1 protein-coding gene is annotated in these 422 nt (G+C 61.4%); it reads right to left on the bottom strand.

Features of this window, described 5'->3' with window-relative positions:
• Positions 1 to 134: 134 nt before the first annotated feature.
• Positions 135 to 422 (bottom strand): transposase (locus CWO89_RS45235; protein WP_035691471.1); only part of this gene is annotated, 288 nt, incomplete at its 5' end.

The following is a 422-nucleotide window of genomic DNA, read 5'->3' as shown; positions in this document are numbered from 1 at the left end:
CGGGTCTTGGTTGTGTGCAAACGGGACGCGGCCGTGGTCGACAATCGTTGCAGGCCACGCGTTCCAACGTCCGATAGCCGGCCAAGGTGGATATAGGGACGCGTTATCGCGCTTTTGGACGCACTTTCCGGCCTTCAGGCGGCGCGGATGGCTGCAATCAGGCTCGGTTTGCCGACGATGTTCATCACCCGTGTGAGGTTATAAGCGAGAACATGCAGCGCCATCTCAGCGGCGACATTCCTTAGGCGCTTCATCAGGAAGTGCGTTGCACCCATACGGGCTTTGATCGTGCCGAAGGGATGCTCAACCGTCTCGCGCCGCGTCCGCATGGCGTCGGGATCGGAATCGAGCCGTCTCTGGACCTCCTCGACCACATGCTCATGCTCCCAGCGCGTGATGCGGCGCTCCTTGGACGGCGTACA

Source organism: Bradyrhizobium sp. Leo170 (assembly GCF_004296405.1).
GTDB lineage: Bacteria > Pseudomonadota > Alphaproteobacteria > Rhizobiales > Xanthobacteraceae > Bradyrhizobium.
The sequence above is the reverse complement of the archived record's forward strand: the minus strand, read 5'-3'. Positions and strand labels throughout refer to the sequence as shown.